Source organism: Streptomyces sp. NPDC048197 (genome assembly GCF_043202395.1).
Classification (GTDB): Bacteria; Actinomycetota; Actinomycetes; order Streptomycetales; family Streptomycetaceae; genus Streptomyces; species Streptomyces siderophoricus.
The window spans coordinates 288737-306141 of record NZ_JBIDAJ010000001.1 but is presented as its reverse complement, the minus strand read 5'-3'; the positions used below and the strand labels follow the sequence as shown (position 1 = coordinate 306141).

15 protein-coding genes are annotated in these 17405 nt (G+C 73.1%); 7 read left to right on the top strand and 8 right to left on the bottom strand.

Annotation, left to right across the window (positions count from 1 at the left end):
* Positions 1–628 precede the first annotated feature (628 nt).
* Positions 629–1126, top strand: a complete 498-nt coding sequence (locus ACGF4C_RS01375) for a MarR family winged helix-turn-helix transcriptional regulator (RefSeq protein WP_393562338.1) — start codon at positions 629–631, stop codon at positions 1124–1126.
* Between the two features lie 442 nt (positions 1127–1568).
* Here the strand turns inward: ACGF4C_RS01375 and ACGF4C_RS01370 are convergent, their stop codons facing one another.
* From ACGF4C_RS01370 to ACGF4C_RS01360, 3 genes are all read right to left on the bottom strand, one after another.
* Positions 1569–2741 (bottom strand): SPFH domain-containing protein, encoded by a 1173-nt coding sequence (locus tag ACGF4C_RS01370; protein WP_393562336.1) that lies wholly within the window; start codon positions 2739–2741, stop codon positions 1569–1571.
* Positions 2742–2750: 9 nt separating this feature from the next.
* A complete protein-coding gene (locus ACGF4C_RS01365) occupies positions 2751–3002 on the bottom strand; it encodes a hypothetical protein (protein ID WP_030417332.1) in 252 nt (83 codons plus the stop codon).
* Between the two features lie 541 nt (positions 3003–3543).
* Complete coding sequence (locus ACGF4C_RS01360; protein ID WP_393562334.1) at positions 3544–4386, bottom strand: methyltransferase domain-containing protein; 843 nt, start codon at positions 4384–4386, stop codon at positions 3544–3546.
* A 29-nt stretch (positions 4387–4415) separates the two neighbouring features.
* Here ACGF4C_RS01360 and ACGF4C_RS01355 point away from each other — a divergent pair, with 29 nt between their 5' ends.
* Positions 4416–6446 carry a PLP-dependent aminotransferase family protein gene (locus ACGF4C_RS01355; RefSeq protein ID WP_393562333.1) on the top strand — a complete coding sequence of 677 codons (2031 nt, stop codon included), beginning with the start codon at positions 4416–4418 and terminating at the stop codon, positions 6444–6446.
* A 273-nt stretch (positions 6447–6719) separates the two neighbouring features.
* Here the strand turns inward: ACGF4C_RS01355 and ACGF4C_RS01350 are convergent, their stop codons facing one another.
* Positions 6720–7181: a nuclear transport factor 2 family protein gene (locus ACGF4C_RS01350; RefSeq protein ID WP_393562331.1), complete on the bottom strand. Its 462-nt coding sequence runs from the start codon at positions 7179–7181 to the stop codon at positions 6720–6722.
* A 213-nt stretch (positions 7182–7394) separates the two neighbouring features.
* Here ACGF4C_RS01350 and ACGF4C_RS01345 point away from each other — a divergent pair, with 213 nt between their 5' ends.
* Positions 7395–8033, top strand: a complete 639-nt coding sequence (locus ACGF4C_RS01345) for a TetR/AcrR family transcriptional regulator (RefSeq protein ID WP_393562329.1) — start codon at positions 7395–7397, stop codon at positions 8031–8033.
* 286 nt (positions 8034–8319) lie between these two features.
* Here the strand turns inward: ACGF4C_RS01345 and rocD are convergent, their stop codons facing one another.
* The 3 genes from rocD to ACGF4C_RS01330 all read right to left on the bottom strand — a co-directional run bounded on the left by rocD (position 8320) and on the right by ACGF4C_RS01330 (position 11098).
* Positions 8320–9570, bottom strand: coding sequence for an ornithine--oxo-acid transaminase (rocD, locus tag ACGF4C_RS01340; protein ID WP_393562327.1), 1251 nt, complete (start codon positions 9568–9570; stop codon positions 8320–8322).
* Positions 9567–10358, bottom strand: coding sequence for a dimethylargininase (gene ddaH, locus ACGF4C_RS01335; RefSeq protein ID WP_393562817.1), 792 nt, complete (start codon positions 10356–10358; stop codon positions 9567–9569). The genes rocD and ddaH overlap by 4 nt, the downstream gene beginning before the upstream one ends.
* Positions 10359–10609: 251 nt before the next feature.
* A complete protein-coding gene (locus ACGF4C_RS01330) occupies positions 10610–11098 on the bottom strand; it encodes an Lrp/AsnC family transcriptional regulator (protein ID WP_393562326.1) in 489 nt (162 codons plus the stop codon).
* Positions 11099–11410: 312 nt separating this feature from the next.
* On the opposite strand from ACGF4C_RS01330, the gene ACGF4C_RS01325 reads away from it, so the two are divergent.
* The gene (locus ACGF4C_RS01325) at positions 11411–12169 is read left to right on the top strand and encodes a GntR family transcriptional regulator (protein ID WP_393562324.1); all 759 of its coding nucleotides are present in this window, start codon (positions 11411–11413) and stop codon (positions 12167–12169) included.
* A 4-nt stretch (positions 12170–12173) separates the two neighbouring features.
* Entirely contained in the window at positions 12174–13643 is a 1470-nt protein-coding gene (locus ACGF4C_RS01320; RefSeq protein WP_393562322.1) for an MFS transporter, read from the top strand.
* A 43-nt stretch (positions 13644–13686) separates the two neighbouring features.
* Here ACGF4C_RS01320 and ACGF4C_RS01315 read toward each other — a convergent pair whose 3' ends face one another.
* Positions 13687–15138 (bottom strand): amidohydrolase family protein, encoded by a 1452-nt coding sequence (locus ACGF4C_RS01315; RefSeq protein WP_393562320.1) that lies wholly within the window; start codon positions 15136–15138, stop codon positions 13687–13689.
* A gap of 356 nt (positions 15139–15494) precedes the next feature.
* On the opposite strand from ACGF4C_RS01315, the gene ACGF4C_RS01310 reads away from it, so the two are divergent.
* Positions 15495–16430 (top strand): RimK family alpha-L-glutamate ligase, encoded by a 936-nt coding sequence (locus ACGF4C_RS01310; RefSeq protein WP_393562318.1) that lies wholly within the window; start codon positions 15495–15497, stop codon positions 16428–16430.
* Positions 16427–17296, top strand: a complete 870-nt coding sequence (locus tag ACGF4C_RS01305; RefSeq protein ID WP_393562317.1) for a RimK family alpha-L-glutamate ligase — start codon at positions 16427–16429, stop codon at positions 17294–17296. The genes ACGF4C_RS01310 and ACGF4C_RS01305 overlap by 4 nt, the downstream gene beginning before the upstream one ends.
* The last annotated feature ends 109 nt before the right edge of the window (positions 17297–17405 follow it).

Sequence of the window (17405 nt, the reverse complement as noted above, 5' to 3'; positions counted from 1 at the left end):
CCGAGACCACCACCCGGCACCACAGGGCCCCCACGCGGGCGAGCCTCGGACCCGAAACGCGGCACCACCCGCAGATGACGCCCCGGCCCCGGGCGCCCCTCTGACGGCCGGCAGGCGCCCCCGCGCCGTTCCGATCCTCCCGACATGGGTGACAGCAGCCGAATCGCCGCACATGCGGGGGGAGGAGGAGGGGGGATCGCCGCCGGGCTCCCAGGAGTTGATGCGGCTCACCGACCCCGTACCGGATCAGGTACGAGGCAGGTACGAGACAGGTACGGAACCAGGGATGGAAGCGGGCACAAGAACCGGTGTGCCCCGCGGGCATGCGGGCGCGCGGGCACGCGGCGAACCGGCCCGGGCCGGCCCGGGCGAGGTACGAAACCGGTACGGGCGGGGGCCGCGAACGGATCCGACGCGGGGTCGAGAACAGGTGCGGCGCACGTGTCGAGAACCGGTCCGACGCGGGGCCAAGAACCGATCCAACGCGAGGGCCGAGAACCGGTCCGACGCGGCTACCGGAACCGGTCCGACGCGGCTACGGGAACCGATGGGGAAACAGGTACTGAGCAGGGCTGATCCCGGTATGCGGCCAGGGTTCCGGAACCCCAAGGGCCGCTAAAGTGCCTGCATGCCGGACCCCGGAAGAGACCAGGACCCCACCGCCGCGCTGCAAAGGGTGCTGGCCACGCTGTCCTATCTGCTCACCCGCTCACGGGTTCACGAGCGCCAGGCGACTCAGGCGGGCGTGACGGCGGCCCGCTCCGATCTGTGGCTGCTGATGGCCCTGGAAGACAGCGGGGGCGCCTGCCGGGTCGGCGATCTCGCCGAGCTGCTGATGGTCGAGCCGCCTCATGTCACGCGGCAGATCGGCCAGTTGGAGGCGCAGGACCTGGTCGAACGCACCCAGGACTCGCTGGATCGGCGCGCTCGGAAGGTGGCCATCACTCCGCACGGCAAGGCCATCCTCCAGCGCCTCCAGCAGACCGGTCAGGCCGGCCTGCGCGATGCTCTTGCGGACTTCGACGACGCGGACATTGCCGCCACCGTCGCCGTCCTCAACCACCTGGTCGGTTACGCCCGGCACAAGCACGCCGAGGAGGAACGCCAGCGACGCCGGGGAGCTTGATGTCGTGCCCTGACGTCGCGCCCTGGTGTCGTGCCTGGGAGCGTGCCCTGAGGCCGTCGCCCTGAGGGGGGCGATGACGGGCGGAGGGGACGGGGGGCGTGGCGTGGCGACGCTGCGCTGGGGCTCGGGGCGGCTGGGAGCAGCTCGGGCCTGGCGGGGCGGGCTTGCGGGGGCGTCCTTTCCGACTGGCGGGGAGCCTCTTCCCCGGGTGGCTTGGCCTTGCGTGTGCCTCCTGCCTCCTGCCCTTGCCTCGTGCCTCCTTATTCCGGCAACGACTACGGAGAGTTATTAGTTCCGGGTCGAGGGTCGCTGATTGTGATGAGGAAGTCTGAGGCCGGTTGTTTGCCCGGGGATGGTGCGAGGTGGGTGAGGGGGCCCTCGGGCCCCGGGCCCTGGGGTGAACCCCGGGCCCTGGTGCGGTAGGTCGGGCCCGGGGTGGGGGTCATTCGATTTCTACGCGGCCGGACGCGGCGGGGTTCGAGGGGGAGTTGGAGGTGGAGGTGGAGGAGGGGGACTTGGTGGGGGATTGGTTGTCGGGGGTGCCGAGGTTGCGGCGGACCGAGTCGAGGATGGTCAGGCCCTGGCCGACGAGGCCGGCGGCGATTTCGCCGAGGCCGTCGGTGCCGTTGAGGACGTTGACATTGGCGTTGGACAGGCCCGCGGAGGCTTCCTTGACGATCTGGGGAAGCTGGTCGATGAGCATCCGGTCAAGGGCCACGCGGTCGTACGAGGCGGCGGCCTCGGCCTGGATCTTCATCCGCTCGGCCTCGGCCGTGGCCAGGAGCTTGATGCGCTCCGCCTCGGCCTCGGCGGGCTTGACGACCTCGGCGACCAGTTCCTGCTGACGCAGCTGGGCGCGGCGTTCGGCGAGCTCGGTCTGGGCGGCGAGGACCTCTTGCTGCGCGTGGGCCTGGGCGAGCGGACCGGCCTGGGCGGCACGGGCCTGGGCGCGGTCCACCTCGGCGGAGTACTCGGCCTGGACGACCGCGGTCTGCCGGTTGTACTCGGCCTGATTACGGGCGGCCTCCTGCTGCGCCTCGACCGCAGCCTGGGTGGCCTGGGCCTGGGCGATCTGGGCCTGGCGCTGGATGGCGGCCTTGTGCGGGGCGGACATCGCCTCGATGTAGCCGGTGTCGCCGTCGTCGATCGACTGGATCTGCAGCGAATCCACGATCAGGCCGATCTTGGCCATCTCGGTCTTGGACGTCTCCAGCACCTCGGTAGCCAGCTTCTGGCGCTCGGTGACGATCTCCTCGACCGTCATCGAACCGATGATGGAGCGCAGGTGGCCGGCGAAGATCCGGCCGGTCAGGACCGACATCTGGTCCTGGTCGGACAGGAACCGCTGGCCGGCGTTGACCACGCTCTCGGTGTCGTTGCCCACCTTGAACGCGATCACGGCACGGACGGTGAGCGAGATGCCCTGCCGGGTCACACAGGTCTCGGCGACCTCTGCCTCGCACATCGCCAGGGTCAGGAAGCGCACCTTGCGGAACACCGGCAGCACGAACTTTCCGTGACCGGTCACCACCCGGAATGGCGCGCCGCCCTGTCCACGCCTGCCACCCGAGATCAGCATGGCTTGATCTGGGGCGGGAACGCGGTAACCGAACATTTCGTCTCCTCAGCCGGCGTTGCCGGCGTCGCCGGTCAACGCGTCCAACGGATCGGTCCACTCCATGACGTCGACCTGGCGATTGCCACGGGACTCGATCACGAGCACGGTTGCCCCTACGGGAAGGGGCTCGGCGGACCAGGCGAGAAAGGCCTCGGAGCCACCCCTGACCCGCACCAGAACCTCACCGGGACCGGCAGCCCCGCGAGTGCCGATCAGGAGCACTCCCGTGCAGCCGATCACCGCGTCGTCCTGCACCATCGGCGGCTGCCCTCCCCCGTTACGTTCCTGGAAATCCGACATTAGCGCCCTCGAACGCGGGGGCCTATGGGGGGGATGTCGGTGAGTTGGAACGTCGGCTCCGAGGGCTTTTCGGATCTTCCCCATCTGCGTCGACAGGGGGACAGGGTGGCGGCAGGGCGGCAGGGCGGCAGGGCGGCAGAGTGGTGGGGAGGGGCTGGAGGGGCTGACGAGGGCAGAGGGGGCTGACGGGGGCGGATGGCACGGGGGTTTTCGGCCGGGGGCGCCCAGTGTGGGTGGTCGAGGGCGGGGGCTGAGGAGGTCGGACGGCTCGACGCGGGCGGTCGAGGTCCTCGACGGTCACCCGTGACCGCCCCCGTCCGCGACTCGGGATTCCAACGGGATTCCAACGGGATTCCAAAGTGCCGGGTGGGCCGGTCATCAGTGCCGGGCGGGCCGGTCGCCAGTGCTGGGCGGGCCGGTCGTCGCGTGTCCCGTCGAGGCCCTGGGGAGCTCGTGGCGGCGGTCAAGGCCGGGGCTGCGGTCAGGGCCGGGGCTGCGGTCAAGGCCGGGGCTTGAGGGCCGTTGCCTTGAAGAAGGTGTAGTGGAAGGTGCCGTTGGGATGGGTGGTGCGGTGGAGGTCGGTGATTCCGCGGTTCCAGGCAGCCGTAGTGGTGAGCCCGGCCGACAGCGCCTCGTCGCGTACGGATTCGATCATGGCGATGAAGGTCTTACGGGTGAAGCCGTCCACCAGGGCTGGGCGGGTGGCGTCGGCGTAGACCGTGCGGGGGCGCACCGTGATCGCGTCGAACTCCACTTGTGCGAGCAGGGGCTGCAGTTCGCGGCCGATGAGGGCGTTGCCGCCGGCCGCGGACTGGAGGCGTACCTGGTGGTCGATCACGGCCTGTGCGTGGCGGCTGTCCGGGTGGAAGAGCGCCGAGCCGTGGTCGCCCTCGATGACGGTGAGGGTGCCGCCGGGGCGTAGGACGCGGCGTAGTTCGGCCAGCGCCTGTGCCGGGTCTTGGAGGTGTTCCAGGACGAAACAGGTGAAGACGTGGTCGAAGGAGCCGTCGCGATAAGGGAGTTGGCGCAGGTCGGCGTGGTGCCAGGTGACGGGGGCGGCGGGGGCCTGGGCCGTCATGTGGGCGCGGGCCTGGGCGAGTGACTCCTCCGAGCGGTCGACGGCGACGATCTGCGCGCCGGGGCTGCTCCGTACGAGGTGAACGGTCTGCGCGCCCACCCCGCAGCCGGCCTCCAGTACGCGGCTGCCGGGCTCGTAGGCCGTACCGGCGTGCAGCAGTGCGGCCAGGGTTTCGGCCTGGTCACCGAGGCGGCGGGCCTCCTGGGGTGAATAGCCGTGGATATAGGGGGAGTTGGTGGAGCGGGCTTGGTCCTTGGTGCGCATGGGGACAGCGTGACGCGGACAATGGATCGGTGAACAGGTCCAAAGGCAGGGCGACCGAGGGGTCCATAAAGGCGGCGGGGACCTCTGACTTTCTTCAACTGGACATCGGGGAGGCAGCGGCCGGGGGCCGGGCCGACTGGCTGGCGCGGCGGCTCCGGGAGGCCATCGCGGACGGGCGGCTGCCGGTCGGGAGCAGATTGCCGGCGACCCGGGTGCTCGCCGCTGACCTGGGGGTTTCGCGGGGCGTGGTGACCGAGGCGTACCGACGGCTGGGGGAGGACGGGCAGCTGGCGGGGCGGGGGCGGGGCGGGACGGTGGTCGTGGCGGCGCCGGTGAGCATTGCGGCGCCGGTGGTCGTGGCGGCGCCGGTGGTCGTGGCGGCGCCGGTGGTCGTGGCGGCGCCGGTTCCCGCGGCTGGGGTGGTCGGTTCTTCGGACGGCCCGCTGGCCACTTCTTCGGCCAATCCGATGGCTGCCCGAGTGGTCGACGCAATGGTCGACGCAATGGCTGACGCAATGACCGACGTCGTGGCCGCCCCAGTGGCCGATCTCGCGGGTGAGGCGGCGGGCGAGGCGGGTCCGCCGGAGCCGTTCGCTTCCTGGGCCGGGGCGGGCATCGGGGCGGGCGGCGGGGCGGCGGGCGCGGGGGCGGGGGTTGTTGGGCTGGGCGTCGGAGCGGATATCGGGCCCGACGCGGGTATCGGGCCCGACGTTTTCGACGTGCTGCGGGCGGCGCCGGCGCGGATCGATCTGTCGCCGGGCGTACCGGATCTTGCCGCCTTCCCGCGGGCGGCCTGGCTGAGGGCCGAGCGGGAGGTGCTCGCCGGGTTGCCGGCCGCTGGGTTCGGTTACGGGGATCCGCGGGGTGCGCCCGCGCTGCGGCGGGCGGTCGCCGGCTGGCTGGCGCGTTATCGGGGGATCGCGGTGGATCCGGAGGAGGTGATCATCACCGCCGGTACGGCGCAGGCGCTCGGGCTGGTCGCGCAGGTGCTACGGGGTGCGGGGATCCGGGAGATCGCGGTGGAGGATCCGGGGTCGCTGGGGGCGCGGCAGCATCTGCGCTACTGGGGCGTCGCGACGCCGCCGGTGGGGGTGGACGAGGAGGGGGTGCGGGTCGAGGAACTGCGGGCGAGCGGGGCGCGGGCGGTGCTGCTCACGCCGGCGCACCAGTTCCCCACCGGCGTGGTGCTGGGCGGCGCGCGGCGCCGGGAGCTGATGCGCTGGGCGGCGGAGGACGGCGGGCTGATCATCGAGGACGACTACGACGCCGAGCACCGCTACGACCGCCCGCCGGTGGCCGCGTTGCGCTCACTCCTTCCCGAGCAGGTCTGTTACGCGGGCAGCGTTTCCAAGCTGCTCGCGCCCGCGCTGCGGGTGGGCTGGCTGCTGGCGCCGCCGGCGTACCGGGAGGCACTGGTCGACGCCCGGCGGTTCGCGGACCTCGGCAACGCCGTGCTGCCGCAGTTGGTACTGGCGCGGCTGATGGAGACGGGTGAACTGGAGCGCCGGCTGCGGTGGATGCGGCGGCGCCACCGTCAGCGCCGGGACGCCATGATCGCCGCGGTCCGACGCCACCTGCCCGGCGCGACCGTGCACGGCGCGGCGGCGGGGCTCCACCTGACGCTCACGTTCGGGGACGCAGCCGACATGACCGACGGGGCCAACATGACCCATGCAGCCGACCTGACCGGCGTGGCCGACGTGGCCCGCTTGGCTGGGGTGGCCGACCCGGCTGGTGTGACCGACGTGGCTCCCTTGGCTGGTGTGACCGACGCGGCTGGTGTGACCGACGTGGAGTGGGCGGCGGCTGCGCTTGAACGGGGTGTCAAGGCGCAGCCGTTGGGCTGGCACCGGCAGCGGGCGGGTGCGCCGGGCCTGGTGCTCGGCTATGCGGCGCGTACGGCGGGGGAGATCGCGGAGGGGGTGGCTGTGCTGGGGGAGGTGGTGGCTCACACCGCCGGTGGCCCACGCCCCACCTGGGCAGCGCCACCCGGGCAGCGCCGCCCGGGTGGGGCGGGAGCCGTGGTCCGGGGTGGTGCGGGGAGCGCGGGGGACGCGTAGCGAGGCGGACGCCATGACTGCGGGGCCATGACTGCGGGGCGGAGCCGTAAGCGAATGCCGTAGCGGGTGCTGTCCACTGCGCCGCACCGCGCTGCGCCGTGACTTGTCGTGCCTGGCCTGCCTCCCTGCCTCCTCTTATCCGGCAACGATTACGGAGCGTGATTAGTTCCGGTCTGAGGGTAGCAGGGAGTTAGGGGTGGGGGAGTTGGCTGGGGAGGGGAGGCGCGAGGGGTGGCTGCGTTAGGAGGGCGGGGGCCGGGGCGGGGGTGGCGGTCAGGCGAAGGGGAGGGGGGTGCCTTTTTCGTGGTCCGGGCGGGGGCCGAAGATGCGGCGGGCGGAGGGCTGGATGGGGACGTCGTGGATGCCGGCCTCGCGGCGGCGCATCAGGCCGTGTTCGTCGAACTCCCACAGCTCGTTCCCGTAGCTGCGCCACCACTGGCCGTCGGTGTCATGGCTCTCGTACTGGAAGCGGACTGCGATGCGGTTGTCGTGGAACGACCAGAGTTCCTTGCGTAGCGAGTAGTCCAGCTCGCGGGCCCACTTCTGGCGGAGGAAGGTGATGATCTCGTCGCGGCCGTGGAGGAAGGTGTCGCGGTTCCGCCAGAGCGAGTCCTCGGTGTAGGCGAGGGCCACCCGCTCGGGGTCGCGGGTGTTCCAGGCGTCCTCGGCGGCCTGGACCTTCTGTAGGGCGCTCTGCTCGTCGAACGGGGGGAAGGGTGGGCGTGGCGATGTCATGGCGCATTCCTCTCGGGGTGGGGGTGGCGGGGTGGGGTGGGGTGGGTAGGTGGATGGGGATGAGGAGAACGGGCGTTCTCTGTTGGGTGTCGGTTAGTGTAGAGAACGATCGTTCTCGTTGCTAGGGGGCTCCCCGGTCAACCCTGCCCCTGCCCCTGCCCCCCCAGCCTCCCCGGCCGGCTTCCGGTCGGCCCGACCAGACCGGACGTGCCCATGCGCCAGGAAGAAGCCCGTACGGCTCAGGACGAAGCCCGAGTGCGGATACTCGATGCCGCGGAGGGGCTGTTCTACGGGCGCGGTATCCAGGCTGTCGGGATGGATGAGCTGCGGGCCGCCGCGGGAGTTTCGCTCAAGCGGCTCTACCAGTGCTTTCCGGCCAAGCAGGATCTCGTCGAGGCGTATCTGCGGCGGCGGGATGCGCGGTGGCGGGCGGCGCTCGCGGAGTACGTGGACGCGCACGGTGAGGGGCCGGAGGGGCGGGTGCTCGCGGTCTTCGACCGGCTGGCGGAGTGGTTCGCGGAGCCGGACTTCCGGGGGTGTGCGTTCCTCAACTCGTTCGGGGAGTTGGGGGCCACGTCGGAGGAGGTCGCGCGGGCCGCGCGGGAGCACAAGCAGGCGCTGGTGAGCTATCTCGGCGGTCTCGTGAGTGACCTGCCGAGTGATCTACCGAGTGATCTGTCGAGTGGGCTTCGGGTGCAGCAACGCTTGCTGCTCGCCGGCCAGTTGGCGCTGCTTGTCGACGGGGCGATCAGTGCGGCCGCCGTCGTGGGGGAGGCCGGGGCGGCACGACAGGCGCGGGCCGCCGCCGAAATTCTGCTGGCGGCGGCCCGGTCGGATGGTTTGGTCGGATAGCTCGGTCGTAGCCCGCTCGTAGTCCGTTCGGACAGCCCGTTCGGACAGCGCGGAGGCGGCGGCCCCGTAACGAGGGCCGACGGTCCCACAGTGACGGCCCCGTAAGGACGGCCAACGGCCCCGCGGTGACGGCCCCGTAACGAAAACCGACGGCCCCGCAGTGCCGACCCCGCAGGCAGCCCCGCAAGCCGGCCCCCGAACGGACGCTGAGCCAGCCCCCCCCGGCCCCCAGCCCAACGCCCGTCCCAGCCCCGCCCCTAGCCCAACGCCCGTCCCAGCCCTGCCCCTAACCCAACACCCGCCCCAGTCCCGCCAGCGCCGAAGCCAGTTCCTCCTCGGTGATGGTCAGGGGTGGGGCGAGGCGGATGGTGGAGCCGTGGGTGTCCTTGACCAGGATGCCTTCGGCCAGGAGGCGTTCGCTGATCTCGCGGCCGGTGCCGAGGGCCGGGTCGATGTCGACGCCGGCCCACAGGCCGCGGGCGCGGAAGCCGGTGACGCCCTTGCCGGTGAGGGCGGCCAGGCCGGTGCGCAGCTGTGCGCCGAGTTCGGCGGCGCGGCGCTGGAACTCGCCGGTGGCGAGCAGTTCGATGACGGCCGAGCCGACCGCGGCGGCGAGCGGGTTGCCGCCGAAGGTGGAGCCGTGCTGGCCGGGGCCGAGGACGCCGAGGACCTCGCGGCGGGCGACGACGGCGGAGACCGGGACGATGCCGCCGCCGAGTGCCTTGCCGAGCAGGAGGACGTCGGGGAGGACGGATTCGTGCTCGACGGCGAGGGTGGTGCCGGTGCGGCCGAGGCCGGACTGGATCTCGTCGGCGATGAAGAGGCAGCCGGTCCGCCGGGTCAGTTCGCGCACCCCGGTCAGATAGCCCTCGTCGGGGATGATGACGCCGGCCTCGCCCTGGATGGGCTCGATGAGGACGGCGGCCGTGGTGTCGTCGACGGCGGCTTCGAGGGCGGCGAGGTCGTTGTAGGGGACGGTGCAAAAGCCCGGGGCGTAGGGGCCGAAGCCGGTGCGGGCGGTGGCGTCGTCGGAGAAGCCGACGATGGTGGTGGTCCGGCCGTGGAAGTTGCCGTCGGCCACGACGATGGTCGCGCGGTCGGCCGGGACGCCCTTGACGTCGTAGGCCCATTTGCGGGCGACCTTGATGCCGCTCTCCACCGCCTCGGCGCCGGTGTTCATCGGCAGGACCATGTCCAGGCCGGTCAGTTCGGCGAGGGCCTCGGCGAAGCCGGCGAGCCGGTCGTTGTGGAAGGCGCGGGAGGTGAGGGTGAGCTGGTCGAGCTGGCGGTGTGCGGCCTCGATGAGAACCGGGTGCCGGTGGCCGAAGTTGAGGGCGGAGTAGCCGGCCAGCATGTCGAGGTAGCGGCGGCCCTCGACGTCCTCGACCCAACAGCCCTCGGCGCGTGCCACCACTACGGGCAGCGGGTGGTAGTTGTGGGCCAGGACCGGGCCCTCGGCGCGGATCAGCTCGGCGGACGAACGGGGCGCACGGGCCGGGGCCGTGGGGGTGGGGACGGTGCGGACGGGTGCGGTCATGAGCGGATCTCCTGGGTGCAGCACTTGATGCCGCCGCCGGCCTTGTGGAACTCGGAGAGGTCGACGGGGACGGGGACGTAGCCGCGGGCGGCGAGCTGGTCGATCAGGGCGGTGGCCGGCGGTGCGACGAAGACGTGCCGGCCGTCGGAGACGGAGTTGAGGCCGAACGCCATGGTGTCGTCCCGGGTGGCGAGCACGGCGCCGGGGAACAGTCGGCGCAGTACTTCGCGGCTGCCGGAGGAGAAGGCGCCGGGGTAGTAGGCGATCTCCGCGTCGCCCGTGACGGGGTCCTCGGACAGGACGAAGAGCGCGGTGTCGAGGTGGTAGAAGTACGGGTCGACCAGCTGCAGGCCGATGGTCGGGACGCCGAAGAACTCCTGCACCTCGTCGTGGGCGGCGCGGGCGGTGCGGAAGCCGGTGCCGGCGAGGACGTAGCGGCCGGCCGGGACGAGGTCGCCCTCGCCCTCGCAGAGCGCCACGGGCCGGTAGACGTCGTAGCCGGCGGCCTTGAACCAGGTCTCGTACTCGGTGGCCTCGGGGCGGCGCTGCGGGGCGTGGAACTGCGAGCCGAAGACCCGGCCGTTCACGACGAGCGCGGAGTTCGCGGCGAAGACCATGTCGGGCAGGCCGGGCACCGGCGGCACGGTCTCGACGGTGTGGCCGTGCGCGCGGTAGGCGTCGACCAGCGCCGTCCACTGGCGGGCGGCCAGGGCGGTGTCGACCTGTGCGCCCTCGTGCATCCAGGGGTTGATGGCGTAGCGCACGTCGAAGTGGCGGGGCTCGCACATCAGGTAGCGGCGGGGGCGCGCCGTGCGGGCCGCGGCCGGCGGGATCGGGGTGCTCGCGCTGCTGGTGGCAGTACTCGTCGGCACAGAAGTATCCCTTCCTCTCCGGTGAGGCAGGTGGGTGGGCGTGATCGGTGAGGTGTGACAGAGGGTCACTGATCGCCCACCCGGGGATTACCACGGTAAGGAGAGGTGGATTCCGGCCACAAGCGACGAATGCTGCGTGTACGAGCAGGAATCCTGCGTCGTTTCGCTCAGTTGCGCTCGTTTGCTGCTTGGGCGCCGGCCTCCGGGGCGTCCGGGAGGAGGTGGGAGAGGACCATGTAGCTGATCGTCTTCCGGATGAACGGTTCGGTGCGGATCCGTTCCAGGACCTCCTCGAAGTGCTCGACGTCCGTGGCCCGTACGTGCAGCAGGGCGTCGGCGCCGCCGGTGACGGTCATGGCCGCGGCGATCTCCGGGTGGTTGCGGACGACCTCGGCCAGTCGGCGGGGCGGCGCGGCGCTGTCGCAGTAGACCTCGACGTAGGCCTCGGTGAGCCAGCCCAGGGCGGCGGGGCGGACGGTGGCGGAGAAGCCGGTGATCACGTTGTGTTCGCGCAGCCGGTCCACCCGGCGTTTGACCGCGGTGGAGGACAGCCCGATGGCCGTCCCGATCTCCGCGAAGCTCGCCCGGCCGTTGTCGATCAGCGCCGCGATGATCTTCCGGTCGAGGTCGTCGAAGGGCACGGGCTTGTGGGTCATTGCTGGACCTCCCTGTCCGTCCGAGTCCTGTGTGAGCACGTGAGCGGGTGAGCACGTGAGTACGTGCGCGGGTGATCGCCGGACGCCGTGCGCGGGTGGGTGCCGGGCGGCGGGCGCGGGTGCTCGCGGGGCGGTACGCACGGTATGCGTGATCGCCTCACGGTAGCGGTCCGCGGGCGGCGGGCGGTGGCGCAGCCCCGGGCCCGTCCCGCAAACCGGCAGCTCAGGAATCTGTGCAGGTCAGGTGGGGCGGCGTAACCTCGCGGCAACACCGGTCGCCTAGCGTCGCGGGCGGCGGGAGGAGGGCTGCGGATGGCGGCGGAACAGGGCCGGCGGGCGGATCAGGCGCGCCGGGTGGCGCATGTGCTGCGGGGCCAGGTGCTGCGCGGGGCGTTCCCGGGCGGGGTGCTGCCGGACGAGCGGGCGCTGGTGGCCGAGTTCGGTACGTCCCGGAACACCGTGCGGGAGGCGCTGGGGCTGCTGCGGGACGAGGGTCTGGTGGAGCGGCGCCGGGGGGTCGGCACCGTGGTGGCCGGGCGGACGTACCAGCATCCTCTGGGGGAGCTGTCCGGGCTGGCGGAGGTGCTGCAGCGGCACGGTGTGGTCGTCAACGAGGTGCGGGAGGCACGCAGTGTGCGGCCGCCGTCGGCGGTGGCGCGGCGGCTGGGGCTGGCGGAGGGGGCGGCGGCGGTCTATCTGGAGCGGTTGCGGCGGGTGGACGGGGCGCCGTTGTCGCTGGACTGCACGTATCTGATTCCGGAGGTCGGGGAGCCGCTGCTGGCGCGGGGGCGGGCGACGCTGGAGCGGCATGACGTCTTCGATCTGATCGAGCGGGTGGCGGGGGCGCCGCTGGGCCGGGCGGAGGTGTCGGTGCGGGCGGTGGTCGCGGATCCGGCGACGTGCGAGGTGCTGGCGATGCCGGAGGGCGGGGCGGTGCTCGCGGTGGAGCGGCTGACCCGGCTGGCCGACGGGCGGCCGGCCGACCTGGAGTTCATCCATCTGCGGGGGGACCGGCTGACGCTGCAGGCCACGCTGGACCGGGCGCGGGACGTCAACTCCGTTGTGGAGTGAGCGGGTGGCGGCCGCGCCGGGGCGGCGCGGGGCGCTGACCGTCGCGATGTGCCTGTGCGTCAGCCTGGTCGTCGGCATGGTGTCCGCGGTCAATCTGGCGCTGCCGGACCTGTCGGCGAGTGCGCTGCACCCGTCGGCGCAGGCGGTGGTGTGGGTCGTGGACGGCTATGTCGTGGTCTTCGCCGGTCTGCTGGTGCCGGCGGGCGCGCTCGCCGACCGGTGGGGGCGCAAGGGGACGCTGTTGTGCGGGCTGGGGGTCTTCACGCTCGGCGCGGTGGTCTGTGCGGTTGCCGAACGGGTGGGGTGGGTGATCGCCGGGCGGATGATCAGCGGGGTGGGCGCCGCGGCCGTGTTGCCGACGACGCTGGCGCTGCTGGTGGAGGGGCGCGGGGACCGGGCGCGGCGCAGGGCGATCGCCGTATGGGCGTCGATGACCGGGCTCGCCGCCGTATGGGGGAACGTCGGTGGCGGGGCGGCCATCGAGTACGGGAGCTGGCGGACGCTGTTCCGCTGTGTGGTGCCGCTGGCGCTCGGTGCGCTGCTGCTGGTCGCCGCGGTGGCCCCGGCCGCGGCGGCCGGCGGCCGGCCGGGTTCGGTTCCGGCGGGCGGCAGCGTCCTGTTCACCGGGGGATTGCTGGCGCTGCTCTACGGGATCGTCAGCGGGCCCGGGGAGGGGTGGGGCAGTCCGGTGGTGCTGGGGGCGTTCGGCGCGGGCGGAGTGCTGCTGGCCGGGTGGGCGCGCGGTGAACTCCGTTCGGTGCGGCCGCTGTTGGATCCGCGGCTGTTCGCGCGGCCGGCGGTGCGGGCCGGGGCGGTGGGCATGGCGGCGCTGTTCACCGGCATGTTCGGCCTGTTCTACCTCAACGGCCAGTATTTGCAGTACGCGAAGGGGTACGGGCCCCTCGGGGCGGGGCTGCGGCTGCTGCCGATGGCCGGGGCGCTGCTGGCCGGGCCGCGGTGCGGGCTGCTGCTGGAGCGGTGGTGCGGGCGGCGGGGCGCGGTCGTGGTGGGCATGCTGGTGCTGGCCGGCGGGTTGTGCACGGTGTCCGCGGCCGACGCCCGTACGCCCTATCCGCTCTATGCGCTGGGTGCCGGGCTGACCGCGCTGGGCTGCGGGATCGCCACCCCGCTGCTGTCGCACGCGATGATGGCCGCGCTGCCGCCCGAGCGGGCCGGGACCGGGTCCGGACTGCAGAGCCTGAGCCGGGAGTTGGGCAGCGCGGTGGGTATCGCGGTGACCGGCACGGTGACCACCGCGGTCTTCACCGCGCGGCTGCCCGCGCCGCTGGCCGGGCCGGGCGCACCGACGACGGTCGCGGCGGCAAGGGCCCGTACGTCCGATCCGGGGGTACGGGACGCGGTCGTCGCGGCGTTCACGGACGGCCTGCACAGCGCGACGCTGACCCTGGCCGCGGTGCTGGCGGGCACGGCGGTGCTGGTGGGGTGCTGGATGCCCGGGGAGCGGGGGCGGTGAGGCCGGGGCGGGCGCGGGCCGGGCGGGCCCGCGCCCGTAGCCGCTACGACTCGTACACCGGCTCCACCCGTTGGATCTTGGCGCGTTCGACGACCTGGGGGCCGAGTTCCGCGGCGCGGGTGACCAGGGCGTGGGCGTCCCAGTCGGTGGGCCGGCCGTGCCACAGGCGGAGGCGGCCGGCCACGACGACGGCGGCGATCTGGTCGCGGTTCGCGAGCCGGACGAGTTCCCAGCGCAGGTCGTAGGAGGGGGTGAGTTCGGGGACGGCGAGGTTCACGACGAGGTAGTCGGCGGCCTTGCCGGTGGCGATCTCGCCGGTGACCTTGCCGAGGCCGAGGGCGTCGGCGCTGCGGGTGGTGGCGTGGTCCAGCCACGTCCGGCCGGCGCCGCAGACCGAGTCGCCCGAGCCCAGGCCGTACGCGAGCCGCTGGGCGGTCTCGCCGGCGTCCATCAGGCGGAAGCCGTCGCCGCGGGTGCCGTCGGTGCCCATGCCGAAGCGGACGCCCAGGGCGGCCAGCATGGTGGCGTGGGTGACGCCGTTGCCCTTCCAGGCGCTGGCCACCGGGTTGTAGCTGACCGCCGCGCCGGAGTCGGCCAGCAGCCGCATCTCGGTGGGGGTGAGGAGGGTGGCGTGGGCGCCGAGGGTGTGCGGGCCCAGCGCGCCGATGTGGTGGAGGTGTTCGACCGGGCGCCGGCCGACGCTCTTCAACGAGCGTTCCACGGAGGCGAGGTGCTCGTTGACGTGGATCTGGAGGACCGCGCCGGCTTCGGCGCACAGCGCGGCGGTCTTCCTGAGGGTCTCGGCGGTGGCGTCCTCGGGGACGGCGATGGCCAGGGAGGGGTGGACGAGGGGGTGGCCGTCCCACCGTTCGAGGTGGGCGGGGCCGCCGGTGCCGTCGGAGACGATCTTGCCCAGTACGCAGCGGATACCGGCTTCCTCGGTGCCCCGGGCGATCGCCGCCACGTCGACGGGGGCGCGGGTGCCGGCGTCGGCGACGGTGGTGAAGCCGCCGCGCAGCGCCTCCAGGGCGGCGAGTTTGGCGGAGACGTAGGCGCTCTCCTCGTCGAGGGCGTGTTCCAGCGGCTCCCAGACGGTCTTGAAGATCTCCGAGGGCTGGCCGAAGGACTGGGCCTTGCCGAAGCTCTGGGTCAGGTGGTGGTGCGCGTCCACGAAGCCGGGCATCAGCAAGTGGCCGTCCAGACGGACCGGTTCGAGGTCGCGGTGGGCTTTGACGAGCTGTTCGGCCGGTCCGACGGCGCGGAAGGTGCCGCCGGAGACGAGGACCGCCCGGTCGCGCACCGGGCCCTCGGGCAGGAGCAGCAGCTCGGGGACGAGCAGTTGCCGGTGGCCGTGGAAGTCCTCGGGGCGCGGCCCGTGGTGGGGTGCGGCGGCCGCGGCCGGGCTCGCACTCCCGAGTCCCGATGCGCCGATGACGCCGCCCATACCGGCCAGGAATCCCCGCCGGCCGAATCCGCTGTGCTGTTCGTTCGCCAAGCCGCTCGCCTGCTTCCCGTACTGCGGTACGTGGTGCGTACCGTCCGTCGATCCGTCCCCGGGGTGGCCCGACCCTAGGACCGCACCAGAAACGGAACAAGGGTTCCGGCATGCGGGATTTGCGAGGTGGGGTAGGGGGTGGCGCTGGGCCCGGCGGGGCCGGTGGCGCGCCTGGTCAGGGCAGGGGTGCCGGACGCGGTGGGTGGCGTAACCTCGCCGAAACATGGGGCGGGCGGGGATCCGTAGCGGCGCACGGGCCCTCACCGTCCCTGCCGGGCCCCGCGTGGGATCCTGATGCGTCATGGATCTGCCGGGCGGACGGTGGACGGACGCGCGGCGATGACGAGGATGCCCCGATGAGACTCTGCTTCCTGGTGGAGGAGCAGTACCGCTACGACGGCATGCCCAGGGACGTGATCCGCCAACTCGGCGCCTGGGGCCACCAGGTGGACGTCCTGTGGCCGGGCCGTTCGCTGATCCCGATATCCGAGTCGGTCCGTGCGGGCAGCCATGACGCCTGGGTCCTCAAGACCGTCTCGGGCGGGCCGGGGCTGACCCTGCTGGAGGCCGCCGCCGCGGTCGGGCTGACCACGGTCAACGACGCCCGGGCGATCCGCGGCGTCCGGGACAAGGCACTGGCCGCGGTGATCGCCCGCACCCACGGCCTGCCGGTGCCGGTGACGTACGCGGCGGCCCGGGCCGAGGAGTTCGCCCAGCTGCCCGAGAGCGCGTTCCCGCTCGTGGTGAAGCCCGCGGACGGCAGCTCGGGACGCGCGGTGCGGCTGGTCGAGAGCCCCGGCCGGCTGACCGGGCCGGGCGCGCCTTCGAGCGCCGGCGGGCTGCTGATCGCCCAGCCGTACGTCCCCAACTCCGGTACCGATCTGAAGGTCTACTGCGTCGCCGGTGAGCTGTACGCCACCGAGCGGTGCTCGCCGCTGCACCCCGGGGCCGACGTACCGGAACGTCAGGTGCCGCTCACCGCCGAGGTCGCCGGGATCGCGGCGGAGATCGGGGCGGTCTTCGGGCTCGACCTCTACGGCGTGGACGTGCTGCTCGGCCCGGACGGGCCGGTGGTCGTCGACATCAACGACTTCCCGAGCTTCCGTCAGGTGCCGGACGCGGTGGCCCGGGTGTCGGCGGCGGTGCTGCGGCTCGCCGGCGGGAACGGCGGGAACAGCACCGGCCGCGACCATCGGGTGCCGGCCGCCGCGGCGCCACCGGCCGCGGCACCGGCCGCGGCGCCGGCCGCACCGGAGACCGTCCCGCTGGCGGCGATCGGCGGCGACCGGTGAGGATCGGCCTGATCACGGCGGATCCCGCGCACCCGCTGCTGGCCGCGGCCAGCCGTCTGCTGACCGGGGACGGCCACCGGGTCGACCACCTGCACCCGGACGGTGCGGCGCCCGGCCCGGACCGCGGCGCGCTCGCCGACGTGTACCTCCTCAAGGCGCGCACCCCGCGGGCGCTGGCGCTGGCCGCCCGCCTGGAGTCGTACGGCATCCCGGTCCTCAACTCGGCTACGGCGACGGCGCGTTGTCAGGACCGGGTGCTGATGGCGGAGCGGGCGCGGGCGGCGGGGCTGCCGTTCGCCGTGACCCGGCCGGTGGACACGGTAGGGGAACTGGCGGCGGCCGGGGAGCCGGCCGGGCCGCTGGTGGTCAAGAGTCGGTACAGCCGGCGCGGCGACCTGGTGGCCCGCGCCGACACCGTCGCACAGCTGCGGGAGCTGGCGGCCGCCTGGCCCGAAGAGCCGGTGGTTGTCCAGGACTTCACCGCGAACAGCGGCTGGGACCACAAGCTGTGGGTGGTCGGCCGGCGGCTCTTCGCCGGGCTGCGCCGCTCGGAGCTGGCACCGGACGGGCGCGGGCCGACCCGGCCGCTGCCGCCCGGTGAACTGCCCGCCGGCTGGGCGGAGCTCGCACTGCGAACCGGCGGGGTCTTCGGCCTGGACGTCTACGGCGTGGACGTGCTGCTCGGCCCGGCCGGGCCGGTGGTCGTCGACGTCAACGCCTTCCCCGGCATACGGGGACAGGCGGGCGCCCCCGAAGTCCTGGCGGACCTCGCCCTGCGCACCGCCCGCACCGCCCTTACCACCCGTACCGCCGGTGCCGCCCCTACGGCTGGGGAAACGGAAGGGCGGCGTCGGAAAAACGCCTGAAGTGGTCACCGGCGCGGGGCTGAACGAGCAGAAAGCGGCGGACGCGGAAGCTCGAACTCCGCAACGTCTGAAGCGCCGGACCCCGGGGTAGCGCTGGCCCCGTCAGGGG